The 19602-nt window shown below is 72.2% G+C and carries 17 protein-coding genes; 6 read left to right on the forward strand and 11 right to left on the reverse strand.

All coding sequences use genetic code 11. The features are described from left to right. The 5 genes from H9L09_RS04180 to H9L09_RS04200 all read left to right on the forward strand — a co-directional run bounded on the left by H9L09_RS04180 (window position 1) and on the right by H9L09_RS04200 (window position 4281). Window positions 1-792 carry a DeoR/GlpR family DNA-binding transcription regulator gene (locus H9L09_RS04180; RefSeq protein ID WP_187579471.1) on the forward strand — a complete coding sequence of 264 codons (792 nt, stop codon included), beginning with the start codon at window positions 1-3 and terminating at the stop codon, window positions 790-792. Continuing rightward, on the forward strand, window positions 789-1907 hold the full coding sequence (galK, locus tag H9L09_RS04185) for a galactokinase (RefSeq protein WP_187579472.1): 1119 nt from the start codon (window positions 789-791) through the stop codon (window positions 1905-1907). Before H9L09_RS04180 ends, galK begins: the two co-directional genes overlap by 4 nt. A 50-nt stretch (window positions 1908-1957) precedes the next feature. Further along, the gene (locus H9L09_RS04190) at window positions 1958-2944 is read left to right on the forward strand and encodes a coenzyme F420-0:L-glutamate ligase (protein WP_246456257.1); all 987 of its coding nucleotides are present in this window, start codon (window positions 1958-1960) and stop codon (window positions 2942-2944) included. A gap of 78 nt (window positions 2945-3022) precedes the next feature. After that, window positions 3023-3751, forward strand: a complete 729-nt coding sequence (locus H9L09_RS04195) for a DUF3105 domain-containing protein (protein ID WP_187579474.1) — start codon at window positions 3023-3025, stop codon at window positions 3749-3751. 62 nt (window positions 3752-3813) lie between these two features. Next, window positions 3814-4281, forward strand: a complete 468-nt coding sequence (locus tag H9L09_RS04200) for a VTT domain-containing protein (RefSeq protein WP_246456258.1) — start codon at window positions 3814-3816, stop codon at window positions 4279-4281. 6 nt (window positions 4282-4287) lie between these two features. Here the strand turns inward: H9L09_RS04200 and H9L09_RS04205 are convergent, their stop codons facing one another. Both H9L09_RS04205 and H9L09_RS04210 read right to left on the reverse strand, forming a co-directional pair. After that, the gene (locus H9L09_RS04205; RefSeq protein ID WP_187579475.1) at window positions 4288-5712 is read right to left on the reverse strand and encodes a glycosyltransferase; all 1425 of its coding nucleotides are present in this window, start codon (window positions 5710-5712) and stop codon (window positions 4288-4290) included. A 49-nt stretch (window positions 5713-5761) separates the two neighbouring features. After that, window positions 5762-6835, reverse strand: a complete 1074-nt coding sequence (locus tag H9L09_RS04210) for a nucleotidyltransferase family protein (protein ID WP_187579476.1) — start codon at window positions 6833-6835, stop codon at window positions 5762-5764. A 36-nt stretch (window positions 6836-6871) separates the two neighbouring features. Here H9L09_RS04210 and H9L09_RS04215 point away from each other — a divergent pair, with 36 nt between their 5' ends. Continuing rightward, window positions 6872-7645 (forward strand): TIGR03089 family protein, encoded by a 774-nt coding sequence (locus H9L09_RS04215; RefSeq protein WP_187579477.1) that lies wholly within the window; start codon window positions 6872-6874, stop codon window positions 7643-7645. Here the strand turns inward: H9L09_RS04215 and H9L09_RS04220 are convergent. The 9 genes from H9L09_RS04220 to H9L09_RS04255 form a co-directional block, all read right to left on the reverse strand. Continuing rightward, on the reverse strand, window positions 7627-10560 hold the full coding sequence (locus H9L09_RS04220; protein ID WP_187579478.1) for an FG-GAP-like repeat-containing protein: 2934 nt from the start codon (window positions 10558-10560) through the stop codon (window positions 7627-7629). The genes H9L09_RS04215 and H9L09_RS04220 overlap by 19 nt on opposite strands. Window positions 10561-10679: 119 nt before the next feature. Further along, a complete protein-coding gene (locus H9L09_RS04225; protein ID WP_246456259.1) occupies window positions 10680-11465 on the reverse strand; it encodes an ABC transporter ATP-binding protein in 786 nt (261 codons plus the stop codon). Next, window positions 11458-11589: a hypothetical protein gene (locus H9L09_RS22385; protein WP_281390822.1), complete on the reverse strand. Its 132-nt coding sequence runs from the start codon at window positions 11587-11589 to the stop codon at window positions 11458-11460. Before H9L09_RS22385 ends, H9L09_RS04225 begins: the two co-directional genes overlap by 8 nt. 50 nt (window positions 11590-11639) lie before the next feature. Continuing rightward, window positions 11640-12359: an ABC transporter permease gene (locus H9L09_RS04230; protein ID WP_246456260.1), complete on the reverse strand. Its 720-nt coding sequence runs from the start codon at window positions 12357-12359 to the stop codon at window positions 11640-11642. Continuing rightward, entirely contained in the window at window positions 12356-14371 is a 2016-nt protein-coding gene (locus H9L09_RS04235) for a glycosyltransferase (protein WP_246456261.1), read from the reverse strand. Before H9L09_RS04235 ends, H9L09_RS04230 begins: the two co-directional genes overlap by 4 nt. Then, a complete protein-coding gene (gene glf / locus H9L09_RS04240; RefSeq protein ID WP_187579479.1) occupies window positions 14368-15540 on the reverse strand; it encodes a UDP-galactopyranose mutase in 1173 nt (390 codons plus the stop codon). The genes H9L09_RS04235 and glf overlap by 4 nt, the downstream gene beginning before the upstream one ends. Before the next feature lie 29 nt (window positions 15541-15569). Further along, window positions 15570-17426: a glycosyltransferase gene (locus H9L09_RS21890; protein ID WP_187579480.1), complete on the reverse strand. Its 1857-nt coding sequence runs from the start codon at window positions 17424-17426 to the stop codon at window positions 15570-15572. 24 nt (window positions 17427-17450) lie between these two features. Beyond that, window positions 17451-18956 carry an LCP family protein gene (locus H9L09_RS04250; RefSeq protein WP_187579481.1) on the reverse strand — a complete coding sequence of 502 codons (1506 nt, stop codon included), beginning with the start codon at window positions 18954-18956 and terminating at the stop codon, window positions 17451-17453. 95 nt (window positions 18957-19051) lie between these two features. Continuing rightward, entirely contained in the window at window positions 19052-19600 is a 549-nt protein-coding gene (locus H9L09_RS04255; RefSeq protein WP_187579482.1) for an acyl-CoA thioesterase, read from the reverse strand. Window positions 19601-19602 lie beyond the last annotated feature (2 nt).

A 19602-nucleotide genomic window follows, 5' to 3' on the forward strand; every position in this document is an offset into this window, starting at 1 on the left:
GTGCTCGCCCAGCAGCGGCAGGCGCTGATCCTGGAGACGGTGCGTGAGAGCGGGGCCGCCCGGGTCGCCGACCTCGTGCTCCGCTTCGGCGTCTCCGACATGACCATCCGCCGGGACCTCGATGCGCTGGCCCGCCGCGGGTTGCTGGACAAGGTCCACGGCGGGGCGACGGTGCCGCAGGCCGGCAGCACCGACGAGCCCGGCTTCGCCGAGAAGTCCCGGCGGGAGCCGGTGGAGAAGCGGGGCATCGCCCGCGCGGCCGCCCAGCTGGTCCGGCCGGGCCAGGCGATCGGGCTCTCCGCCGGCACCACCACCTGGACGCTGGCCCACGAGCTCCTCGACGTCCCCGGCCTGACGGTCGTGACCAACTCCCCGCCGGTCGCCGAGGTGCTCCACGAGCAGGGCCGCGCCGACCAGACGGTCGTGCTCACCGGAGGAGTGCGCACCCCCTCCGACGCGCTCGTCGGGCCGGTCGCCGTCGGCTCCCTGGCCTCGATCAACCTCGACACGGTGTTCCTCGGCACCCACGGGATGGACGTGCGGGCCGGCTTCAGCACGCCGAACTTCCTCGAGGCCGAGACCAACCGGGCGCTGATCCGGGCGGCCCGCCGCCTGGTGGTGGTGGCGGACCACACGAAGTGGGGGGTGGTCGGCATCGCTACGATCGCCCCCCTGGACCAGGCCGACGTGCTGGTCTCGGACCCCGGACTCAGCCGGGACGCGCGTCAGCACCTCTCGGAGCACGTCGACGAGCTGGTGGTGGCTGCGCCGGACGGAACGGAGACTCGATGACCGCGGCGCAGCAGCGGCCGGACTGGGGCTGGGCCGCCCCCGGCCGGGTCAACCTCATGGGCGAGCACACCGACTACAACGACGGCTGGGTGCTGCCGTTCGCGATCGGGCAGCGCACCCGCTGCGCGCTGCGCCTGCGCGACGACGGCAGGCTCCGGCTCTGGTCGGCGCAGTCGGACTCCCCCGGGCTCGCCGTCGAGACCACCACGGCCACCACGCCGGGCGACGTGTCCGGCTGGGCCTCCTACGTCGCCGGTGTGGTCTGGGCGATGGCCGAGGACGGCATCGACGTGCCCGGCGCCGACATCTGGGTCGACGGCGACGTCCCGCTCGGAGCCGGCCTCTCCTCGTCCGCCGCGCTGGAGATCGCGGTCGCCGTGGCCCTCGACGACACGCTCGGGCTCGACCTGGGCCGCACCCGGCTCGCCGCCCTCGCCCGCAAGGCCGAGAACGACTACGCCGGTGCCCCGACGGGCGTGATGGACCAGGTCGCCTCCCTGCACGGCCGCGCCGGCCACGTGCTGCTGCTCGACACCAGGACCATGGAGATCGAGCAGGTCCCCGCCGACCTGGCCGGTGCCGGGCTCACCCTCCTGGTGATCGACACCCGGGCCTCGCACGCGCTCAGCGACGGCGGTGGCTACGCCTCCGTGCGCCGCGACTGCGAGCGGGCCGCCGCGACGCTCGGCGTGCGCGCCCTGCGCGACGCCACCCTGGCCGACGTGCAGACGCTCACCGAGGATTCGCTGCGCCACCGCGCCCGGCACATCGTCACCGAGAACGCCCGGGTGCACGAGGCCGTCGGGCAGCTCCGCGACGCCGACTGGACGGGGCTCGGCCGGACCTTCGACGCCTCCCACGCGTCGCTGCGCGACGACTTCCGGATCAGCTGCGAGGAGCTCGACGTCGCCGTCGAGGCCGCCACCGGCGCCGGCGCCCTCGGCGCCCGGATGACCGGCGGCGGCTTCGGCGGCAGCGCGGTCGCGCTGGTCCGCCGGGAGGACGCGGAGCCGGTGGGCGAGGCCTGCCGTCGGGCGTTCGCCGACCACGACTGGCCTGAACCGCACGTCTTCGCCGTCGAGCCGTCCCCCGGCGCGGGCCGACTCGAACGATGACCGATGCCGTCACTCCGCCCCACGTGACCGATGCCGTCACGGTGCCCCACGTGACCGATGCCGTCACGGTGCTCCCGGTCACCGGGGTCGGCGAGGTACGTCCCGGCGCCGACCTCGCCCAGCTGCTGCTCGACGCGCTGGGCTCCGACGGCCTCCGGGACGGCGACGTCCTGGTCGTCACCAGCAAGGTGGTCAGCAAGGCCGAGGGCCGGCTGGTCCACACCGACCGGACCGCCGCGCTCGACGCCGAGACCGCCCGGGTCGTCGCGCGCCGCGGCCCCACCACCATCGTGCGCACGCGGCACGGGCTGGTGATGGCCGGCGCCGGCATCGACGCCTCCAACACCGCACCCGGCACCGTGCTGCTGCTCCCCGAGGACCCCGACGCCTCCGCCCGGAGGCTGCGCGCCACGCTGCTGGAGCGGACCGGGTGCAACGTCGCGGTCGTCGTCACGGACACCGCCGGGCGCGCCTGGCGGCACGGGCAGACCGACCTCGCCATCGGGGCCGCCGGCCTGACGGTCCTCCACGACCACGCCGGCCTGCACGATCCGCACGGCAACCTGCTGGTGGTGACCGCGCCCGCCGTGGCCGACGAGATCGCCGCCGCGGCGGACCTGGTCAAGGGCAAGCTGGCCCGGCGGCCCGCCGCGGTGCTCCGGGGCCTCTCGGCCTGGGTGCTGCCCGCCGGCGCGCACGGCGCCGGCGCCCGCGTCCTGGTCCGCGAGGAGGACCAGGACATGTTCGGGCTGGGCGCCCGCGACGCCGTGCTGGCAGCCCTGGGCGCGGACCCCGCCGCCCGCGCCGGGTTCGGCCGGGCAGCCCCCGCCGCCGACCTGCTGGTCCACCTCGCGGCACTCGGCGCGCCGGGCGTCGCTGCCGGCACCGACGTCGACGTACCCCTGCCGGAACTGGCGCCGCGCGAGCTCGGCCGCTGGGAGGCCCGGGTGCACGCGGCGGTCTTCGCGCTCGGCTGGAGCGTCGTGCCGAGTCACGATCCGACCACGGTGCTCAGGTTGCGACCGCCGACTCCGTAGACTCGCCCCGGACCCACACCCACCCGTGACCTGAGCACCGGGCGCACCGAACGACCAGAAGCGAGCCGAGAGACTCCCATGGCCAAGCCGAGCAAGGACAAGGACCGCCGAGCGGTCGTCGAGCAAATGCGCCGCGAGCAGAAGCGTGCGGAGAAGAAGCGCAGCTACGCGATCATCGCGGTGTGCTCGGTGGTCGCACTGGTGATCATCGGGATGGGCGTCTACCCGCTCCTGCAGCAGAACAAGGTCGCGGCCGCCGACCTGGAGGCGATCGGCGCCTCCGCGGGCCAGGCGGGCTGCCAGGACGAGATCACCAAGTCCGCCGTGGGCAACAACGACCACCGCCAGGTCGGCAGCGACATCGTCTACCAGGACGCCCCGCCCGCGTTCGGGCCGCACTACCCCGAGACCGCCGGCTTCGACCGCAAGTTCTTCTCGGTCGGCGACCGGCCCGAGCTTCCCTACCTCGTGCACAACCTGGAGCACGGCTACAACCTGCTGTGGTACGACGAGACCATCGCCGACGACTCCGGTGCGCTCGCCGAGGTGAAGGCGATCGCGAAGAAGTTCGAGGGCGACAAGCTGACCGACAAGTTCATCGCCGTCCCCTGGACCAAGGAGGACGGCAAGGCCTTCCCCGGCGGCGCCCACATCGCGCTGACCCACTGGTCGGTCGGCGACCCGGCGAAGCAGGGCAAGGCGCAGGAGGGCATCTGGAAGTACTGCGACGCCCCGAGCGGCGAGGTCGTGTCCACGTTCGTCGAGGACCACCCCTACAGCGACTCGCCCGAGCCCAACGCGATGTGATGTCGCGCCCACCGGTGCGGCCGTCCGGCGTGAGCTCACCGTGACCCACGGAGGGACCCGCCGTGCGTGAGGCCATCGCGCTCTTCTTCGTCGCCATCGCCTCCGCGCTGGTGCCGCTGATCAACATCGAGGCCTACCTCGGCGTGCGCGCCAGCCTGTCCACGGTCCAGCACATGTGGTGGCTGGGCCTGGTGGCCGCCGCCGGCCAGATGGTGGGCAAGGTCGTCTGGTACTACCTCGGGGCCAGCTCGCTGCAGTGGGGCTGGATCCGCCGGCGGCTGGACAAGCCCAAGAACCTGGCCCGGCTCGAGCTGTGGCGGCACCGCACCGCGGAGCGCCCGCTGGTCGCCGGCGTGCTGCTGTTCACCTCCGCGCTGGTCGGGTTCCCGCCCTTCGCGATCGTCTCGGTGCTGGCCGGGCAGCTCCGGATGAACCTGGTGCTCTTCCTGACACTCGGCCTGCTCGGTCGCTGGCTGCGTTTCGTGGCCGTGCTCGGCGGCGCGGCGTGGCTCAGCACCGCCCTGGGCTGAACCGGCTCAGGCGCCGATCAGCGTCTCGAAGAGGTCGACGTACTGGATCAGGTGCCGGTCGCCGAGAAAGCGGTCCTGCACGCGCGAGTGGGCGGCGGTGCCCAGCCGGGCCGAGAGCTCCGCATCGTGGAGCACCTTGCTCACCTCCCGTCCGAAGCTGCCGTGGTCGTTCGGGTCCGGCAGCAGGAGGCCGCTGACGCCGTCCTCGATCTGGTCCTGGATGCCGCCGACCGCCGAGGCCACCACCGGCCGCCCCTTCCACATCGGCTCGGTGACCGTGAGGCCGAACCCCTCCACCAGGCTCTTCTGGACGACCACCGATGCGTGCCGCTGGAGGGCGTTGACGAGGTAGGCGTTCTCGTCGATGTCGTCCATCGGGAGGCAGGCGAGGTGGACCCGGGAGCGGGCGGGCGCCGGCAGGTCGCGCCAGGCGTGCAGGCACTCCGCGAGCACCGCGGCGCCCTCGGGGTCGTCGGTCACCCCGCTGACGTCGGGACCGGCCAGCAGCAGGTGGGCGGTCTCGGGCAGCTCGTCGAGGTGCTCGACGAAGCCGATCATCACCCCCTGCATGTCCTTGAGCCGGTCCCAGCGGCTGACCTGGAGCACGACCTGGCCCGTCCCTGGGATCGAACCGCCCTCGCGCAGCAGCCCGTAGTGCTCTCGCACGAAGCCGTCGCTGCCGTCCCGACGGGTGAAACGGAGGCTGCCGTCGACGGCTCCGGTGGCGACCAGCCCGGCGCGCTGCAAGGTCACCTGGGCGACGGCCGGCTCCATCCCCACGTTCTTGGCCGTGAACGGGTCGAGCGAGGGCGGGATCACCCACAGCCGGTCCCGCGAGACCCAGGCAGGTGGGTACTGCGCCCGGGAGAAGATCACCGCGTCGGCGGGCTCCACGTAGTCGCGCAGGAAGTCCCAGGCCCGGTCGGCCAGCGGGTGCGGGGTGTCACGGCCGATGTGGCAGCGCCACACCGCATACGCCCCCGACCGGCGGATCCCGTCCACCAGACCGGCGGTCTGCGGGTCGTGCAGGAGCACGATGTCGCCGGCCCGGACCCGGCTGCGCAGCGACTCGAGGTTCTCCGCGAGCACCTTCTCGTAGACCACGCGTTCGGCGTCCCCCAGGTCCCCGCCGTCCCCGGGGGCGCCGTGCAGCTGGTTGTGCAGCCGTTTCGTGATCGCGAAGAAGGCCGGGTCGGCGTTGAGGGTCAGCCAGCGGGTGTCGGTGTGGGCGCCTCGTGCATAGGCCAGCAACGCCTGCAGCATCTCCGCGACGCCGCCGCCCTGGGCCGTGGCGTTGACGTTCCACACCACGCGGCCGGCGAGCAGCTCACGGGCCCGGGCGGCGTACATCCGCAGCCGGTCGACCCGGTCGGGCGCCAGCAGCGTCTCCAGCCGGGCAAGCGGGATGGCATCGACCTCGACCTCTTGCATACCCTCCATGCTGCACCCGGAAGACAGGTCCCGGGGAGGAACGCGCAGGTCAGGGAGGCGGTGCGGCGCCGGCCTCCACGCGGCTCCCCGGCTCCACCGCGACGCTCACCACGGCGCCGTCGCCGACGGTGACCCCGGTCAGCTCGACCCCCGCGGTCACCACGGACCCGGGGCCGAGGACGCAGGCGGTCAGGTGCACGCCCTTCTCGACGACGCACCCGGGCATCAGCACGCTGCCGATCACCACCGCGTCCGCCGCCACCCGGACCCCGGCGCTCACGCAGGTGCCGCCGCTGACCGTGGCGGAGGGGTCGACGGAGGCGTCGTCGTCGACGTGCGCGCCGCCCGGCTCGGCCTCGTTGGCGGGGCTGACCACCCGGCCGAGCACCAGGTCGCGGGAGGCCGCGACCAAGGCTTCCGGAGTGCCGACGTCGCGCCAGTAGCAGTTCTCGACGTAGCCGACCACGAGCGCGCCCTGCTCGACGAGCTCCGGGAAGGTCTCTCGCTCCACCGACACCACCCGGCCGGCCGGGATCGCGTCGATCACCCGGCGCCGGAACACGTAGCAGCCCGCGTTGACCTGCCGGGTCACCGGGTGGTCGGACTTCTCCGTGAAGCCGGTGACCCGACCGGCGTCGTCGGTGGGCACGCAGCCGAAGGGCCGCGCGTCCTCGACCTCCACCAGGTGCAGCGAGACGTCGACGGGGTGCCCGTCGCGGGGGGTCTCGAAGTCCTCGAGCTGGGCGGCCAGGTCATGGCCGGAGAGGATGTCGCCGTTGAGGATCACCACCGGGCTCTCGGGGTCGGTCCCGAGCGCGCCGGCCACGTTGCGGATCGCCCCCGCGGTGCCCAGCGGCTCCTCCTCCTGCACGTAGCTGAGCCGGAGGTTCCACCGGCTGCCGTCGCCGAGGACCGGCTCGAACAGGTCGGCGCGGTAGGAGGTCGCCAGCACGACGTGCTCGACGCCGGCCTCGGCCAGCCGGCCGATCTGGTGCTCGAGGAACGGCACGCCGCCGACCTCCAGCAGGTGCTTGGGGCGCCGGGCGGTCAGCGGCAGCAGTCGGGTGCCGAAGCCACCGGCCACGATCACCGCCTCGACCGCATGGTGACGGGATGGATCCATGCGAGCGATCCTGCCACGTGCGTACAGTTGCTCGTCATGCCGACCTCGACCGCGACGTTCGCCTCCGTCCTCGCCGACCAGCTCCGCCGCGACGCGTCCCGGCCGCTGGTCACGTTCTACGACGACGCCACCGGAGAGCGCATCGAGCTCTCGGTGACGACGTACGCCAACTGGGTCGCCAAGACGGCCTCGCTGCTCCAGGACGAGCTCGATCTCGAGCGCGGCGCGCTGGCGCTCGTCGACCTGCCGGCGCACTGGCTCGGCGCGGTCTGGGTCGGCGCCGCCTGGACGCTCGGGCTACGGCTCACCGACGACACCGCCCGGGCCGGCGAGGCGGACCTCCTGGTCTGCGGCCCCGCCGGCGTGCAGACCTGCGCCCCGCACGCGACCCGGGTGCCGGTGGTCGCCCTCTCGCTGCGACCGCTCGGCGCCCGCTTCACCGATCCCCTGCCGACCGGCGTCGTCGACTACGGAGCCGTCGTGCTGGGCCAGCCGGACGCGTTCGCCGCGCTCGACGCCCCGGCCGGCGACGACCCGGCCTGGGAGGACGCGCACGGGACCCGGACGCAGGCCGAGCTGTTCACCGAGGCCGCCTCGGACGGGCTGGTGAGCGCCGGCGGCCGGCTGCTCACCGACGTGCCGCCCACCACCCGTCGCGGTCTGGCCACCCTGCTCGCGCCGCTCCTGCACGGCGGCGGGACGGTGTGGGTGGCCCACCCCGACGAGTCGGGGTGGGCCCACCGTGCCGAGACCGAGCGCGCCACCGCGGTGCTGCGGGAGCGCGAGGGCGGTCAGCCCGCGAGGTCGTAGCCCTTGAAGCCCCCGGCGATGTAGCGGCGGCGGTCCACCTTGCCGCCGCTGGCGCCGGGCAGCAGCCACAGGTCGCCGGTCGCCGCCTCCCGGCCGATCACGTCGGGGCGCCCGTCGCCGTCGACGTCTCCTGCGCCGACCATCCAGTCGTAGCGGTTGGACCCGCCGCCGACCTTCTGGCCGCCGGTCAGCCCGCCGGGGCCGTTGCCGGGATACATCCACAGGCTGCCGTCCGAGCGCCGCAGGATGCTGTCCGGCGAGCCGTCGCCGTCCCACAGGCCGGCACCGACCTGGCGGCTGGCACTGATGCCGGCGTACGCCGCGTAGCTTGGCCGGAAGCCGGAGGCTCCGTTGCCGGGGTAGATCCGCATCGAGCCTCCCGAGGGCTGGCCCATCAGGTCCGGGTAGCCGTCCCCGGTGATGTCGCCGACCGCGGTCAGCAGCTGCATCGAGCCCCAGCCGGTGCCGGCCACCACGGGCTCGGCGAAGTGGTTGGAGCCGTCACCGGCCCGGAACAGCATCGCGCCGTCCGAGGCACGCCGGGTCATCAGGTCGTTGCGGCCGTCACCGTTCCAGTCCCCCACGCTGAGCAGCAGGTTGGTGTCGGTCAGGGTCTGGCCCTTGCTGATCGTGCGGCGCACGTTGGTGGTGCCCCGGTTGGCGAAGACCACCAGTCGTCCGGCGCTGGTCCGGCCGACCAGGTCGTGGCGAGCGCTGCCCGTCACCTGTCCCGGTGAGGAGAGCGTGTCCACGCCGGCGAAGCCGGAGTAGGGACCCAGCCGGCCCGAGAGGGTGCCGGTGCCGGTGCCGGGGTAGATCCACAGCTGACCGTCCTTCTTGCGGGCGACCAGGTCGGCGCGTCCGTCGTTGGTCACGTCGCCCAGACCGGCGATCAGCGAGACGCTGGTCCAGGTGCCGGGGAGCGCCACCCGGGTCCCGAGGGCGCCCTTGCCGGTGCCGGGCACCAGCCAGAGCCGGCCGTCGGTGTCGCGGGCGAGCAGGTCGGCGGTTCCGTTGCGGTCCAGGTCTCCGGCGGCAGCGGTCAGGTCGTAGCCCGACCAGTCCTCGGCCAGCACCTGGGTCCGCATCCAGCGGCCGTCGCCCAGGCCGCGGAACAGCAGCAGCCGGTGGTCGACACCCTGCCGGCCGATCACGTCGTTCTTGCCGTCCTGATTCAGGTCGCCGACGGCGACCAGCTGGTCCAGCGCCGCGAACCGGTTCGTGGTGCGCACGGCCGCTCCGAAGCTGCCGGTCCCGGTGCCGGGCAGCAGCACGGCACTCTTCGTCGAGGCGTCGCGGGCCAGCACGTCGGCCCGGCCGTCACCGGTGAGGTCCTTGCTGGCTGTCACCAGGTCGGTCCCGGACAGCGTGGGACCGCTGGTCGGCGCCTCGAACCCGACCTGTCCCCCGGTCTGCACGATGGCCAGCTGCTGGGTCGTCGCGTTCCGGACGACCAGGTCGGGCCACCGGTTGCCGGAGACGTCGGCGTCGCGCTGACGCGGGGTGAACGGGTGCTGGTAGGCGTCGGCCTTGGCCCGGATCGTGGGGATCTTGGCGTAGAGGTACTTGCCGGGGCAGGCGGTCTGGCCGACGTCACGGTGACCGTTGATCGCCGGCAGGGTCCGGTCGCCGACCACCTGGCGGGTGGAGCCCGCGTCCACGCCGTGCAGGCTGAGCTTCCAGGCGAACAGCCGGCCGTAGGCGTCGAGCAGCGCCGCGCTCGGCTGGGCGGTCTCGAAGTTCCCGATCGAGGACATCGCGAACGCGTAGTCGTTGTAGTTCAGGGTGTGCGCGCCGACGACCGGCCGGTCCACACCGCCGTACCGGCCCTCCCAGATCCGGCCGAACCGGTCGACGAGGAAGTTGTAGCCGATGTCGCTCCAGCCCTTGGACTGCGTGTGGTAGGCGTAGATGCCGCGGATGATCGAGGGCACCTGGTCCTCGGTGTAGTTGTTGGCGTTCACCGTGTGGTGGACGAAACCGGCATGCACCTCGAAGTAGCGCAGCGAGCTCTTGTCCCGCAGCCGCTCGTCGGCCCCCCACTGGGCGCGGGAGAAGATCTGCGGTTTCGGGGTCACGTCGACCGGGGTGCCGGCCAGGTCCAGGTCGCCGGGCAGCGGGTCGGCGGGCTCGGCCGGCTGGGTCGGGTCGGTCACGTCTGCGGCGGCGCTCGTGGCGCTGGCTCCGGTGGGCGTGGTGGTGGCCGACATCGGCGCCAGGTCCCCCTCGGGCAGCTCGGCCGTGTCGATGGCGGGCTGCTCGCGGGTGAGCGCGGCCGGCTGCCCGGGGTCCACGATCGCGAGCTTCATGTCGGCGGGCAGCGAACCGTCCGGCGTCACCGCCTTGACCTGTACGTCGTCGACGTCACCGACCACGACGGCATCGGTGCCGAAGCGCTGGTGCGCGGCCTCCGGGCTGCCCGGGTCGGGCCCGTGCTCCGCGTCGTAGGCGATCTCCTGCCACGGCGACCAGACGCCGTCCGCCAGGCTGCGGACCGAGACCGTGATGTCGTCGTCGGCGTACTGCTGGCCGGTGGCCCAGGTGACGCCGACGGTGGCGTAGCCGTGCACCGTCTCGGGGACCGACAGCGCCGCCTGCCCGTCCTTCTGCGGCGCGGCCGCGCGCAGCGCGGTCGCGTTGCGGGTCAGCGTCTCGCGCCCCTGCTCGGCCGGCGCCGCGGCCGTCAGCGGGATCTCGGTCACCGAGGGCCGGACCGGGTCGGCGGCCACCAGCGACCCCGCGGCGCTGGCCCCCGCGGCCCCGGCGGCGGGCGCGGCCGAGGGGGCCCCGCCCTGGGGTGGCCCGACCAGCTCCAGGGAGCCCACACCCACTGCCGGAGCGGCCACGAGCACCACCACAGCACAGGCGAGGGCCTGCTGGCACAGCAGGACGAAACGGCTCTTCTTCTCGGGCATGCGCTGGCTCTCTCGCGGCGGGGCGATTCACAGGAGAACCAAATGTCACATCAGTAACAGACCCCCGCAAGGGGAACGCCTGAACTACACCTCTGTAATTCGCCGGGACCGCTCCGGCGTCAGACGTCCGCGCCGAGGTCCTCCTCCTCGCCCTCCAGGTGCTCCTCGGAGGTCACGTCCCCGTCGTCGTACTTGAGGTACTTGATGCCGTCCTCGGTCGGGCCGTCGAAGGCCAGCCGACCCTTCTCCAGGACGAGGACCCGGTCGCACATCTTGCGCACCGACCCCGGGGCGTGGCTGACGTAGAACATGGTGCGGCCGCTCTTGCGGATCTCGTCCATGCGGGCGAGGCACTTGCGCTTGAAGGGCCGGTCCCCGACCGCGAGCACCTCGTCCATCAGGAAGATGTCGGAGTCGGTGTGGATCGCCACCGCGAAGCCGAGCCGGGAGAACATGCCCGAGGAGTAGGTGCCGACCGGGGTCTCGAGGAACTTGCCGATGTCGGCGAACTCCACGATGTCGTCGAACTTGGCCCTGGTCTCCTTCTCGCTCATCCCGAGGATGGCCGCGTTGAGGAAGATGTTCTCGCGCCCGGTCAGCTGCGGGTGGAAGCCGGCGCCGGTGGCGATGAGGCCGGCGATCCGTCCCCTGGTCAGCACGGTGCCGCGGTCGGGCCGCATCACCCCGTTGATGAGCTTGAGGAGCGTGCTCTTGCCGGAGCCGTTGAGGCCCATCAGGCCGATCGACTCCCCCTGCTCCACCGAGAACGTGAGGTCGTCGAGAGCCCAGAACGTGTCGCTCAGCTCCTGGCCGCGCACCATGGCGATCGACATCTGCTTGAGGGTGCGGTGGTAGCGCAGCGTGAACTTCTTCGAGACGTGGTCGACGACGATGGACTCAGCCACTGAGACGCTCCGGAACCTTGTTCTCGATCCTGCTGAACACGATCTGGGAGAAGCCCAGGAACAGCAGGCAGATCGCCAGCATCACGAAGCCACGGGTGAACAGGTCCGGAGGCATGTCCGTCACTGCGCTCTCCGCCGGGTTCGACGTCGTGGTGGTCCAGAAGCACCGCTGGATCAGCAGCACCGACTCGGCCAGCGGGTTGGCGAGGTACAGGCTGACGTACTGCTCACCGAACCGCTGGGCGACCCCGAGAACGGGTAGATCATCGGCACGCTGAAGTGCACGAACGTGGTGAGCGTCTGGACGACGTTGGAGAAGTCGCGGAAGAAGACGTTCGCGGCGCTGAACAGCAGGGCGCACGAGGTGCCCAGGATGGTGATGATCGCCAGACCGAGCAGGCCGGCCCCGAAGCCGGCGAGGTCAGGGGACCAGCCCGTGACGACGCAGGCCACGATCAGGATGGCCAGCTGCGGCACCGTGTGGTACGCCGAGACCAGCATCGAGGCGACCGGGAACATCTCCCGGGGCATCGCCATCTTCTGGACGATCGCCTTGTTGCGCACGATCGACCGGGTGCCGGCGCTGAAGGTCTCGGTGAAGTAGTGCACCACCACCAGGCCGGAGAACACGTGGATGGCGAAGTTCTGCACGTTGTCGTGCAGCCCCAGGGCGCCGCCGACCACGAAGTAGTACATGCAGAAGCGGACCAGCGGCTGCACGTAGGACCACAGCATGCCGAGGAACGAGCCTTGGTAGCGGGCGCTCAGCTCGCGCTTGACCAGCAGCCGCAGCATGTAGCGCCGGCGGAACACATCGAGGAGTCCGCCCGTGCTCGACGGCGGCTGCAGGGGGATCTGTGCGACGACCTCGGGGTCGACGGCACGAACTGTCATGTCTCCACCTTGCCGGAGGCGTCGAAGGTCTTGCGCCACTGCTCCGGCGAGGTGAGGTCCCCCAGCGCCTGGCGGTACTCCGCGGCCAGCCTCGGCCACTCGCGGTAGAGGCGCTGGTGGATGTCGGCGGTGCGGCGGAGCAGGTCGCGGAACTCCTCGCGGTCGCGGTGGTGCCAGGCCGCACTGGTGCCGTCGGGCATCGAGACCACGACCGAGTCGAACTGCGAGATCATCCACCACTTGGCGTCCAGCGCCGCCAACCGCGCCTCCGGGAACTGGTCGGCGAGCGGCCGCTTGGGCAGCGTCTGGCGCACGGCGCTGGTGGCCGCCGAGACCAGCTGGCCGACCCGCCCCTTGGGCAGCGTCGGGTCCTGACCCTTCTTCGGCGGCTTCTCGCGGCGCACCGGTGGGAACGCGTCCGGGTCGGGCTCGGTGCGGGCGTCGGTGTAGTGCTTGCGCAGCTCGCGGATCTCGGCGAGCTTGGTGCCCAGCTCGCCGTGCAGGGCGCCGGGGCCGGCCAGGACGTCCTCGAGGGCCCGGTGCCGCAGCTCCGCAGTGGAGTACTGCAACGCGAACAGGTGCTTGACCTGGTGGTTGAAGCTCTCGCGCACCATCCGGCCGCCGTGCTCGTAGGGCGAGTGCAGCAGCGCCGAGATGAACCGGTTGCGCTGGTGGAAGTAGGACTGCCAGTCCAGGGCGTCGTTCTTGTCGGTCCACGGCACGTGCCAGACGGCGGAGCCCGGCAGCGTGACGGTCGGGAACCCGGCGTCGGCGGCCCGGACGCCGTACTCGGAGTCGTCCCACTTGATGAACAGCGGCAGGCTGAGGCCGATGGTGCGCAGCACCTCGGTGGGGATCAGGCACATGAACCAGCCGTTGAAGTCCACGTCGATGCGGCGGTGCAGCCAGCGCGAGGAACGGAGGTTGCGCTCGCTGAAGTCCCAGTCGGTGAAGACGGTCGGCGGCGAGGTCCACCAGAAGCGGTACCGGTCGATGATCTCGCCGAAGCTGTGCAGCCGGGACTTGGCGAACAGGCTGAACATGTGGCCGCCGACGATGGTCGGCCGCCGGCACAGGTCGCCGAAGGTCACGGCCCGCAGGATGCTCTCGGGCTCGCAGACGACGTCGTCGTCCATGCACATCATGTACGTCGAGCGGCCGGCCTCGAGCGTCTCCAGCTGCGACCGGGCATAGCCTCCGGAGCCACCCATGTTGCCCTGCTCGATGATCCGCAGCTTGTCGCCCAGTGCCTCGCGTGCGGCGCCGAACCCGGGGTCGTCGGCGACCTTCTTGGTGCCCTGCTCGGCGACGATCACCTCGTCGAGGATCGCGTGCACCTCCGGGTCGGAACCGACCTGGGCGAGCAGCGCGGCGCAGAACTCCGGCCGGTTCATCGTGGTGATGCCGATGGTCACGCTGCCCGGCTCGGACCGGTCCTCGGGGACCTCGGCAGCCCAGGACGCCTCCTCGAGGACGGCGTCGCCGGGGCCGGCGATGATGTCGAACCAGTACCAGCCGCCGTCGGCGAAGCTGGCGAGCGAGAGGTCGAAGGCGAAGTCCTCGGTGCCCTCACCGGTCGCGGTCGCGTCGTCGACCCGCTGGGCGCGGCCGTCGGGCATCGACCGGTAGACGATCACCGAGGCGCCCTGGCCGGTCAGCCGCAGCCGCAGCGTCACCGCGGTCACGATCGTCCAGCGCCGCCAGTAGCTGGCGGCGAAGGCGTTGAAGTAGGTGCCGAAGGAGATCCGCTCCGAGGCGCGGATCCGGTAGCGGTGCCGACCGAGCACGGCGTGCGGGTCCGGCTCGACCTCGGCGTTCGGCGGCGCCGGTGGGATCCGGCCGCGCTGCTTGGCGGTCATCCCGATGGTGTTCACGTCGAGCTGCGGACGGTCCGGGTCGACGTACAGCGGGAGCACGTCGGTGTCGTGCGAGACCGGCAGCACGACTCGCTGCAGCACCCGGGTCACCGTCGCCGCCTCGGCGGAGGGGGCCTCCTTCACGGTCTGGCTCACTCGTCGACTCCTCCGCTGTGCAGGTCTGCCCCGGACTCGAAGTGCGGGCGCAGCTTGTTGTCGAACATGCTCAGCGCGGAACCGATCGCCATGTGCATGTCGAGGTACTTGTAGGTGCCGAGCCTGCCGCCGAAGAGCACATTCGGCTCCTGCTCGGCGAGCTGGCGGTACTTCAGCAGCTTCTCGCGGTCCTCGGCGGTGTTCACCGGGTAGTAGGGCTCGTCGCCCTTCTCCGCGAAGCGGCTGTACTCGCGCATGATCACGGTGCGGTCGGAGGGGTACTCCCGCTCGGGGTGGAAGTGCCGGAACTCGTGGATCCGGGTGAAGCTGACGTCCGGGTCGGGGTAGTTCATCACCGGGGTGCCCTGGAAGTCGCCGGTGGCGAGCACCTCGCGCTCGAAGTCGAGCGTCCGCCAGGACAGCTCCCCCTCGCTGTTGCCGAAGTACTCGTCGACGGGGCCGGTGTAGACGATCGGCACCTGGCCCTTGAACTCGTCGGCGACGTCGAAGAAGTTGGTCTCGAGCCGCACCTCGATGTTCGGGTGGTCGGCCATCCGCTCCAGCCAGGCGGTGTAGCCGTCGACCGGCAGCCCCTCGTAGGTGTCGTTGAAGTACCGGTTGTCGTAGGTGTAGCGCACCGGGAGCCGGCTGATGATGTCGGCGGACAGCTTCTCGGGGTCGGTCTGCCACTGCTTGGCGGTGTAGTGCGCGATGAACGCCTCGTAGAGCGGCCGCCCGATCAGCGAGACGCCCTTCTCGACGAAGTTCTCCGGCTCCTTCTCCCCGAGCTCGGCGGACTGCTCCTTGATCAGGGCGCGGGCCTCGTCGGGTGAGTAGGCGGCGTCGAAGAACTGGTTGATCGTGCCGAGGTTGATCGGCATCGGGTAGACCTGGCCCTCGTGGCAGGTGTAGACCCGGTGCTGGTAGCCGGTGAACTCGGTGAACCGGTTGACGTACTCCCACACCCGGGTGTTCGAGGTGTGGAACAGGTGGGCGCCGTAGCGGTGCACCTCGATCCCCGTCTCGGGGTCGCGCTCGCTGTAGGCGTTTCCGCCGATGTGGTCGCGCCGCTCCAGCACCAGCACCCGGAGGCCCAGCTCGTTGGCGCAGCGTTCGGCGATCGTCAGTCCGAAGAATCCGGAACCGACGACGAGGAGGTCAACGTTCACCACTTACTCCTGGTAGGGGACACATCAGTCTATCGGCCGCCGGTGCGCGACCCGTCCGCCGCTCCTGGCGCGCCGCGGCCCTGGCGGTTCGCGATCAGCGCGCGGTACGCCGTCCGGCGCAGCGACTCCGGCACCAGCCGGTAGCCGCCGCGCACCAGCACGTTGCGGGCGTACTCGCGCCGGCTGGTCAGGCCGAGCTCGCGGAACCGGCGCTGCAGCGCGAGTTCCGAGCGCAGCAGCCGGCGGCCACCGCGTCGGGCGTAGGCCCCGGCGCCGACCCGGTAGCAGACCAACGGCTCGGCGATGTTGGCCGGGACGGCGCCGCCCTCGACCATCCGGGTGAACAGCAGGTAGTCCTCCATCAGGGCCATGTCGGAGTAGCCGCCCGCGGCCAGCACCGCCTCGCGCCGGTAGACGACCGTCGGGTGGTTGAAGGGGTCCCGGAACCGGATCACCCGCCGGATCTCGTCGGGGTCGGTCGGCGGGGTCCGGCGCCCCACGATGTCCTCGACCGCGGCGCCGAACTCCAGCAGCCCGGAGCCGACGATGTCCGCGCCCGCCTCGATCACCGGCAGCTGGCGTGCGAACCGCTCCGGGACAGAGATGTCGTCGGCGTCCATGCGGGCGACGATGTCGTGACGGCAGGCGGCCAGGCCCTTGTCGAGCGCCGGGCCGAGACCGACGTTGGCGTCCATCACCACGTGGCGCACCGGCACCGGGCTGCTCGCGGCCAGCTCGGCGACCGTTGCGGCCAGCTCGGGCGGCACCGGCCCGTCCTGGACCATCACCACCTCGTCGGGGCGCCGGGTCTGCTGCTCGACGGTCGAGCTGAACGCCTGGCGCAGGTAGCCGGGGTCGTCACCGGCGAAGGTCGAGATCAGCAGGCTGAACGGCTGCCCGGGAGGCAGCGCCCGGCCCGCGGGCCCGGCGGCCCGGGGCTCCTCGGCCTGCCAGCCGGCCGGGGCGAGCACCTCGGCGTTGGCCCGGGGGCCGCCCCGCACGCCGGCGACCAGGCCGCGGCCCAGCGCGCGCCCGAGCGTGGCGCGGTCCGTGGAGGCCGCGAAGGTCCGCGCCCAGCGGCGGGCGGTCGATCCGCCGTACAGCAGCTTCTCCGCCGGCGTCAGCCCGGCGCTGCGGGTGAACAGCCACAGCTTGTTGCGGACCTCGAAGAAGAACCGGTCGCCCGGGTCGACGTCGGTGGAGCCGAAGGTCCGGGTCTTGTGCACGACCAGGCTGCCCGGGACGTAGAGCCCGGTGCGGCCGCGGATCAGCCGGGTGGAGTACTCGAAGTCGTCGTTCCACAAGAAGTAGTCGGCGACCGGCAGCCCGCGCTCGCGGACCACCGCGGCGTCGCACATGATCGAGACGAAGGAGGCGGACCGGATCGGCACCGCGCCGACCGCCTCGGCCGCGCGGCGCTCGGCCCCGGAGGCACCCGGCTTGGCCCGCGGGGTGTTCATCGGGTGGTCGCGCCCGTCGGTCCAGACGACCTTGCTGGCCAGCAGCGCCGGCCGCCCTCCCGGCCCGTCGTACGCCGCCCACGCCGCGACCAGCGCCGCCGCCGCCCCGGCGGTCGGCACGGTGTCGTCGTCGAGCAGCCAGACGAGGTCGGGATCGTGCCGCAGCGCCTGTTCGAGGCCCGCCGCGAACCCGCCGGCGCCCCCGGTGTTCTCGGTCAGGGTGACCACGTCGAGGTGCTCGGGGTCACCGGCGCCGGCGCCCTCCACCCGCTCGCGCAGCGCCGCGGCGGTCCCGTCGGTGCTGGCGTTGTCGACGACCACGGTCGCGGTGAGCGGGTGGCTCTGCGCGGCCAGGGCGTCGAGCGACTCGGCCAGCAGCTGCCGACGGTTCCAGGTCACGACGACGGCGACGACCCGGGCACTCACGCGGGCGACCCTACCGACGCCGGGTCAGCACGCGGACGACAGGTCGGTGGCCTTGTTGGCGGCGTAGCCCTCGGAGTAGGTGCCGATGGAGCCGCCGACGGTGGTGTCCGCGCCCCGGTGCGAGAAGCCCTTCTTCTTCGCCGGGGCCTTCTTCTGCGGCGCCGGGGCCGGAGCCCCCTCGTCCTTGGCCTCGGCCCGGTCCACGGCGTCCTGCACCATGTCGTGGATCTTGTCGATGTCGGGGTTCCCGGTGTGGATCGCCGGGGGCACGAACGACACCGAGGCGACCGGCTTGGACCGCGCCTTCATCGCCAGCTCGGCGAACCGTCCGAGCTCGGAGGCGGGCAGGTCGGTGGTGATCAGCTCGCTGCCGGCCGCGGCGATGCTCTCGAACTTGGTGATCACCGTGCGCGGCGAGAGCTGCTGCAGCATCGCGTTCATCACGCACTTCTGCCGGGCCATCCGCGAGTAGTCGTCGGCGCTCTCGCGGGAGCGGGCGAACCACAGCGTCTCGAAGCCGTTGAGGCGTTGCACGCCGGGCTCGATGTAGCCGGTCACCGGGCCGCCGACCCCGCCGATCGGGATCCGGTCGCGGACGTTCAGCTCGAGGCCGCCGACCGCCTGCACCAGCGCCCGGAAGCCGTCGAGGTTGACCATCGCGTAGTAGTTGACGTCGAGGCCGGTGATGCCTTCGACCCCCTCGATGGTCGCCTCGACGCCGGGGTTGTCGGAGTCGGGGAAGAGGCCCTCGTGGTCACGTGCCCAGGTCGCGAGGCTGTTCAGCTCGCACTCGGAGCCGCAGTCGTAGCCGTCGGGGAACTGCTCGGCCATCACCGAGCCCTCCGCGAACGGGAAGTTCGTCATGTTGCGCGGCAGCCCGAAGATGATGGCGCGGCCGGTCTCGGCGTCGATGCTGGCCACCGAGATGCTGTCGGGGCGCAGGCCCCAGCGGTCCGAGCCGGAGTCGCCGCCGAGCAGCAGCACGTTGTAGCGCCCGTCGGTGGCCGAGGAGGCGGCACCGTCGCCGAAGGTGGCGATGATGAACCCGCGCTGCACGGCCACCATGTGCGAGGCGAAGAGCAGGGTGCCGGCGACCGAGAAGCACAGCAGACCGTTGAGCCCGACCACCGCGAGCCGCTGGCGCTGGGCCAGCTCCAGCGGCTGGCCGATCCGCCAGGCGTCGAGGAAGAGCAGCGCCCACCCGACCGCCACCGCGCAGAGCAGCAGCCGGAAGAAGCCGAGCATGAAGGGGCTGACCGCGAGGCGGTAGATCAGGCCGTGCCACAGCAGGCCGACGCCGAGCACCAGGACCGCCAGGACGACGAGCGCCAGGAAGACCCGCAGCGCCACCCGGCCCACCCGCTTGTTGCCGGCCACCAGCTGAGCCGACCCAGGCAGCAGCAGGGTCATCACCAGCAGCGTCACGGAGCGGCGGAACCGGACGCTTTCCGCGTCCCGGCCGCCCGGGCGCAGCCGAGCGGCGGTGGAGGTCCGGGGCTGGTCCGACCCGAGGGAGGAGGCGGGCGGCATGCAGGGGCCTTTCGAGACGGCATCCGTGAGACGCCCCAGTATCACCAGTCACAGAAGCCACAGCGGTCACGGCGCGCCGACGGCCGGTCCCCGGCTCAGCCCTCGAGGACGCCGGAGCGGCCCTCCTCGATCTCGGCCCGGCGCGCCAGCCGGTGCGCGCGTCGGATCTCCGCCTCACGCATCCGGCGGTGCTCGGTCGGGGTGCCGGGCTCCAGGCCGGGGATGTCGCGGGGCCGGCCGTGCTCGTCGATCGCCACGAAGACCAGGTACGCCGAGGCCACGTGCACCGGCTCCCGGTTCGCGACGTTCCAGGGCTCCGACTCCACGCGCACGCCGATCTCCATCGAGCTCCGCCCGGCCCAGTTCACCTGCGCGACGGTGCGGACGATGTCGCCGACGTGCACGGGTCGCAGGAACGCCATCTCGTCCATCGCCGCGGTCACCGCGGGTCCCCCGCTGTGTCGCTGCGCGACGGCGCCGGCGGTGGAGTCCACCAGCTGCATCACCACGCCGCCGTGCACGTTGCCGAGCAGGTTGACGTGCTGCTGGTCGGCGAGCAGGGACAGCGACGTGCGGGCGTGGGAGGGCGGCAGCGCCCGCGGTTCCGCGGCCGGGTGCGGCTCGAGCGATTTCGGCACCGTCATGG

This window comes from Nocardioides mesophilus (genome assembly GCF_014395785.1).
In the GTDB taxonomy this organism is placed as follows: domain Bacteria; phylum Actinomycetota; class Actinomycetes; order Propionibacteriales; family Nocardioidaceae; genus Nocardioides_B; species Nocardioides_B mesophilus.

What these genes read in the sequence shown, in the direction of transcription:
- galK (WP_187579472.1), top strand. Translation starts at nt 789, where the DNA reads ATGACCGCGGCGCAGCAGCGGCCGGACTGGGGCTGGGCCGCCCCCGGC.
- H9L09_RS04195 (WP_187579474.1), top strand. Translation starts at nt 3,023, where the DNA reads ATGGCCAAGCCGAGCAAGGACAAGGACCGCCGAGCGGTCGTCGAGCAA.
- H9L09_RS04205 (WP_187579475.1), bottom strand. Translation starts at nt 5,712, where the DNA reads ATGCAAGAGGTCGAGGTCGATGCCATCCCGCTTGCCCGGCTGGAGACG.
- H9L09_RS04210 (WP_187579476.1), bottom strand. Translation starts at nt 6,835, where the DNA reads ATGGATCCATCCCGTCACCATGCGGTCGAGGCGGTGATCGTGGCCGGT.
- H9L09_RS04215 (WP_187579477.1), top strand. Translation starts at nt 6,872, where the DNA reads ATGCCGACCTCGACCGCGACGTTCGCCTCCGTCCTCGCCGACCAGCTC.
- H9L09_RS04220 (WP_187579478.1), bottom strand. Translation starts at nt 10,560, where the DNA reads ATGCCCGAGAAGAAGAGCCGTTTCGTCCTGCTGTGCCAGCAGGCCCTC.
- H9L09_RS04230 (WP_246456260.1), bottom strand. Translation starts at nt 12,359, where the DNA reads ATGACAGTTCGTGCCGTCGACCCCGAGGTCGTCGCACAGATCCCCCTG.
- H9L09_RS04250 (WP_187579481.1), bottom strand. Translation starts at nt 18,956, where the DNA reads ATGCCGCCCGCCTCCTCCCTCGGGTCGGACCAGCCCCGGACCTCCACC.
- H9L09_RS04255 (WP_187579482.1), bottom strand. Translation starts at nt 19,600, where the DNA reads ATGACGGTGCCGAAATCGCTCGAGCCGCACCCGGCCGCGGAACCGCGG.